Source organism: Candidatus Cloacimonadota bacterium (genome assembly GCA_020532355.1).
GTDB lineage: Bacteria > Cloacimonadota > Cloacimonadia > Cloacimonadales > Cloacimonadaceae > UBA5456.
In genome coordinates, this window is the sequence record JAJBBD010000013.1 from 1 (window position 1) to 6,140 (window position 6,140).

The window sequence follows — 6,140 nt, forward strand, 5'->3', positions numbered from 1 at the left end:
GCAACAGGTATTTGTCCATCATCCATTTGAAACATTGCTACTAAGACAGGTTCTATATCATAGATCCACCTTCCGTAATATTCAAGAAAGTGTGTGAATAAATTGTCCATATCCCATTTTCCGAGAAGCTCATTCCAGCCATAAAACCAATAGTATTGATGCAAAGATTCCTGATAAGAATTAGGCAGTTCATCCATCTCTACATGGAAAAAGGGCTCAAATACATCATAATCCGTAGTTCCTGCCTGGGAATAAATCATCTGCTGGTTTAAGGAATATGCAGGAAGATCAATTTGATTATTAACCGAATAAGTGTGTTCTCCATCACTAAATATAAAATCATGAATGCTATAATTGACTCCATAAAAATCGTTCAAATAAACATCATTATGTATTCCAACAGTATTTGCTGGAATCATTAGGTGATGTCCATGATTAATCAAATCATTTTTCAAAGGAGATAAATCACGTATTGGAAGATTAGGACAGGGACGAGGATTTCCTGCAGAAATCTGACAATTTGCATATCCCTGATGTCTGTTCCAATCATAAGAATGAATCTGGCAAGACCACTCTCTACAATGAAATTGGTCTCTTAAATAGTCTGCAGCTTTTTTGTATACATAATTAAAGGGGTGAGTAGGATTGCGTAAAGCATCTGAAAGTGATTTAGAATTGGTGTATGAACCTTGATTTGTCCATCTAACTTCCCGTCCTGCTCCGTTAATCATCAAGTATTGTGCATCCCATACATTAAATGCCAGAAGTCCCATTCTTGGCGTAGGAAAATCATCACAGGGATGAGGAACTGTTATAATAATAGGTTTGGTCCCCTCAGGATAGTAAATAAAAAGACCCCAGCCATAGATGAACGCTCCTAATTCATCATCATATGTGTCTTGCGTCCCATTATCGTCATAATATAACATATTAGGAACTTCACGAAGCATATAAAGTGTTTTGCCTGAATCAGTATCGTGAAATTCTACTATCTGATAGGGACAACTATTGGCATTCAATATAGCCTGTGCACCATCATAATCACCAGCAAAAAACAAATTTAACATATTATTCCAATAAACTAAATCATCTGCAGTAGGAAGTCGGAAATCGCCAAATCCGTTGGTTTGCCTGTCATAAGGTGCATATAAATTGTATTCCGGAATAGCAATGCCTTCTGCTAAATGGGAAATCCAGTTATCGTAAGCACAATTGGGCTCATCACCAATAAGGAAATTTTGTAAAGATGCTGTTTCAACTATTATTGCTTGTGTAATAACGCAAATAGCTAATAATATAAAAGCTAACCATATCTTTCTCATTTATCCCACCATTTTGTCATTTATCAAATATCTTCCATATATCAATTCTATAATATTAGTCAAGGATTTTTTGTTATCTTACAGTTAATGTTATGTATTACACTTTTTTCCTCGGTAGGGTCTCAAAGGTTGGCGTAAAATCGGGAAAGCCTAATGAAGAAAAAAGTTAAGCTAGATACCACTCTTTGTTTTTATAGTTTAATCAAAAATAAAAAAACGAAAAGAAGATTATAGCTCAAGCAAACCGAAAGAAAGATAAAAAGGCGGAATTAGTAAAGCTAATTCAGTCGGTAATTCCAGGAGAATTTATTAAAGTGTTGGATAACAGCGTACAAAAGATAGGAGAAGAAGAATTTGGTATGATCCTTGGAGCAGAACCGTATTAATGTACAGCAAAGAGGACTAACTATCGTAATGGTTACAGAAAGCGAAAGGAGCAACTCGTTACAGGGATAGGTCAAGTAAACATAAGCATACCTAAGTTAAGAAAAGAACGTTTCTATCCCTCAATTTTGGAACAATATCAGCGGGTAGATAGAGCTTTGATCAGCATTATCAGTGAGGCTTATTTTGCCGGTGTACCAACCCGCAAGATGAACCAGTTGTTTTTAGATTTAGGGTTTTCCAATATTAATTGTAGCTTTGTGAGCCGATGTGCTGCCCAGATTGATAGTAGTAGTTAAGAAGTTGACCATTCTATCGAGTCTTTCCTGGCTCAAAGCCGATGAATTAGCCAAGGTCATAGCTTGGCAAACTTTTTCTTTGCCCAAAAAAGGAGGAGTCCTTTAAAAAAAGTATGCCTGACGGCATTTGCCGAATCGGAGTTCGGCAACCCATTATATTTTGCCGAGGTTTCTACGGAACTTATGTATACTGAAAAATGAAACTGCAAGGGTGTTTACAATTTTCCACGAAAAAATGAAAAAAAACAATTTTGTGTTTGACAAGATATTCTTATTATTATAAATAGGGTTATGCGTAATTGAAAAGATAAATGTTAAAGAGTGTAATGTGCGAGGAAAGAAATTTTTAACTGTTCAAAAACAAGTCCTGTCAGTTTATTTGATATGCGCCTTCGTAGCAAGGTAGCATTTAATGAAAAAAGGACTTGACTAGGATTGACAAGATGAAAATAATGCAATCGGTCGTTTGGCCTTACATAAATCCAGGCTTTGGCATGAAGCCAAAGCCCGGGTATTGAGAATATGATATGAAACGAATTCTATTTATCTTGGTCCTAATTTCAGTAGTGTCTACACTACTATGTATAGATGTTGGTGGGCATATTACTCAAAATACTACATGGTCTCCTGACAACAATCCATACATCATAACATCATTCCTGTATGTTGATGCGGGAATTACGCTGACCATCCTACCCGGTACACAAGTACGCTGTACGGGTGCAGATAAGAACAATATCTACAACTTTATGTGGAGTGGTAATAACCAGCCCGTTTCAAAGATGATCATCGTCAATGGTGCGATCAATGCTTATGGAACATCTGATAATCCGATCATTTTTGACAAGTATCAAAAGGATACTGACTACCGCTGGGGAGGGATATATATGTATCCTAACGCTCCTATTTCAACTTTCGAGTTTTGTGAATTTAGGAATACCTTTTTTTGTGATTATATTCCAGGGGATTGGTCATTGGCTGCAATTGCATTTCAGAATGGAATTCTGGCGGTCCGAAATTGTCTGTTCGAAAACAATTATGTAGCATTGGGAACCGGCAACCTAAGCATGGACTTACCTATCTACAATTGTAGATTTCTATCCTACAATGACACTTATCCTGCCCCTTTTGGTTTTGCTACAGCAATAACTATTGGAGCAACAAGTCCATCGGATACAGGTGACAATTATCTCCTCACAATTGCAAAGTGCTATTTTACTGGTAATCCCTTTTTTGTTTATAATTTCGAGTATACAGATGCTTTATTCTTAAACAATGTTCTATATGATTTTGGCGCTATATGGGATTTTGGTGCACGGGCTGAGAAGTCAGAGATACTAAGACCCACAAATTCTAATGTATCAAGCTATGGTAACATCAGTATTAATGGTGTACAGGGTTGGCGTTGCTATTCATCAACAACTGCAGATACGGTATATGCCAGAAGAAATAAACTGATAAAACCCATAAATAGCAATCCTCATAATAGACACCTTATGCTCTTATTTAACGGTTTTGGGACAAACTATGTTTCAGATAACTACTTGTTAGGCTGTGTGCAAGTTAAAACTACGATGTCCAATGCCACAACATCGTACATATATAACAACATTATAGAGAACAACCACGGAAATTCGGTATTGGTATTTGAGAATTCGAACTCGGAGTTTCAGGGTGGACAGGTAAGGTTTTTTAATAATCTGGTAAGATACATAGGGGATTCCAATTCACGTGTTATTTTTTCAAGATACTCATCACCATTTATTTATAACAACGATTTTTTGAATTTCTCTACTCTGCAAGGTTCAAATGGCGGGTGTGATGAAATATTTACAAACAATATAATAGAATGTACTCAATGGTCTTCAGGGGGTGCCTCGCAGGATCATCATCCCCTTCTAATCAACAACTGTCTTTCGATGCCGTTGATAGATCCCTGGAACTTATTCGATGGCGGGGGAAACATTGTAGCCGATCCCATTTTTGCAGACAGCTTGAATGGGGATTACAGTTTATCAGCCAACTCTCCCTGTATTGATGCGGGAGCATATCGACCCGATCTTCCTGATTTCGACATCAGGTATCACAAGCGCATTGTCCCCGGTGCTACTGGTGGTCCAATGACTATTGACATTGGTGCCTATGAATACAATTCTTTCTATATCGGCGGGATAAACGGATATGTTTATGATTCAGTATCAGGTTTGCCTGTTGACTGTGTCAAGCTCGAGATAATAGGTAAATTACCGGAATTCAGCGATAACTTTGGCTTTTTCCAGTATCCATCTGGAGCGGGAACTTATTCGGTGAAGGCAAGCCGTTGGGATTATCAGGACTTGATTATTCCCAATGTCCAAGTTGCTCAGGGTGAGGACATCATGCTAAACATCCCGCTTGTGCGAACTAATGTCGCTAATGATGATAATATCCAGTCATCGGAACCCATAGATTTCGGTCTTAGTAATTACCCCAATCCGTTCAATCCAACTACAAATATCGTCTTTATTACTCCTAGCTACGGTAATTTAAAACTGTCTGTATTCAATATCAAAGGTCAGAGAGTGAACATGCTTTACGATGGGCTTGTATCAAAAGGCCATCACAGTATCGTTTGGCACGGGCTCGATGATAGGGGAACCGCTGTAAGCTCGGGCATTTATTATGTGCGAGTTGAAATGAATGGCATGTCTCAAACTCATAAAATGATACTTATAAAATAGCATTCAATAGATTAATAAACCCTCCTGAGACATCTACTCAGAATATATAATAGTTGTTGTCCTGCATTTCCAATGAAATGGCGGGAATGGAGTATGCGCACCGGATACGCCTACCGGGTTCATATCTGAGTCGTATTCGATCTGGTTATCCTTTACCCAAGGTGCCAGAGCTTAAATATATTCCCGAGCGTCATTCTGGCTTATAGATTTGATTTTCAGAGCCATTAGGTTATGCATCACTTTCAGGGTATAATTTAAGGGATAGATTTTATCCTTGGCAGATAATGTTAGCCAGATGTCTCTGGTGTGGACATTCAGGAGCATTAAGGGCTTATAGTATTTGGCTTTCTTGTAGCTTTCAATGGCAAACAAAAATGATACAGTACGGCAATGTAAAAGTGATACACTTTAACCTTTTGTTATATCAAAAATCGACAAAAATTGCGGTTTTGAAGTTGTGAAACAGCCCCAATTTTGTTCAGGAATCTGCAGTTGCTGTGGCAAAGAAATAATTTGCCGTTCCATATTTCCCTGATTACAATATTTAGAAAAAAATCCGTGAAAGCTGTGCGATAAGTTATTATCAAAAAAAGCGGAGGAAAACAATCCTCCGCTTATAATGCTCAACTGGCTATGTTTACATAATATTAAAGTTACTATCAAAGCGAAAACCTACCAGGAGTTTAAGGTTGTGTAAAAAACATCGTCTATATCCTTACCATAAAACACTGGAGTAATACTTCTTTCATATCTCATTTCGCAAAAATACTTATCAAACTCAAAGCCCAAATTTAGTCGATAGCCAAGAACTAGGGAGGAAAGTTCTGCAAAATTTTCTTGATTACAATCATTATTAGTCAAGGATTTTTTTGTTATCTTACAGTTAATGTTATGTATATAAACTCTCCCTAAATTTCATGTATCAGAGTTTAAATAATATAATATTCAATAAATAACGGATAATTATTGTTCCACTCATTTTAGGAAAAGGTAGAAGTATGATAAACTTTATGGTTTTTATATTATCTAAGATTCTGAAGAATAGGTATTCCTTATTTTTTAATAATTTTTTTGCAATGCTATCATATTGATATAATATAAGTTAAATCATATTGAACCAATTTATAATTAAAAACATTAAAAAAATGTATTTTTATTCTTGACAAAATACCTTATATTATTCTATGTGAACAAACTGATATTTGATTATGTTAATTTAGTGCATCAGTGGTTCTTTAAAAGCTTTATAGAGTGGGGATGAGAGGAAAAGCTCTTGTCAATTTATTTGATTCTTTATGATGGAGAGTTTGATCCTGGCTCAGGACGAACGCTGGCGGCGTGGATTAGGCATGCAAGTCGTACGGTAGGACTTTATCGTAAGATAGAGTTTTAGAGTGGCGAACGGGTGAGTAACA

At 36.7% G+C, this 6,140-nt stretch carries 3 protein-coding genes and 1 rRNA gene; 3 read left to right on the forward strand and 1 reads right to left on the reverse strand.

Annotated elements, in window-relative coordinates; genetic code table 11:
- A partial coding sequence (locus LHW48_00335; protein MCB5258909.1) for a hypothetical protein occupies nucleotides 1-1,322 on the reverse strand: 1,322 nt, incomplete at its 3' end.
- 452 nt (nucleotides 1,323-1,774) lie between these two features.
- Between LHW48_00335 and LHW48_00340 the strand changes: the two genes are divergently transcribed.
- From LHW48_00340 to LHW48_00350, 3 genes are all read left to right on the forward strand, one after another.
- Nucleotides 1,775-2,005: a transposase gene (locus LHW48_00340; protein MCB5258910.1), complete on the forward strand. Its 231-nt coding sequence runs from the start codon at nucleotides 1,775-1,777 to the stop codon at nucleotides 2,003-2,005.
- A gap of 527 nt (nucleotides 2,006-2,532) precedes the next feature.
- Nucleotides 2,533-4,725, forward strand: a complete 2,193-nt coding sequence (locus LHW48_00345) for a T9SS type A sorting domain-containing protein (GenBank protein ID MCB5258911.1) — start codon at nucleotides 2,533-2,535, stop codon at nucleotides 4,723-4,725.
- Between the two features lie 1,295 nt (nucleotides 4,726-6,020).
- A 16S ribosomal RNA gene (locus LHW48_00350) occupies nucleotides 6,021-6,140 on the forward strand; the annotation flags it as partial.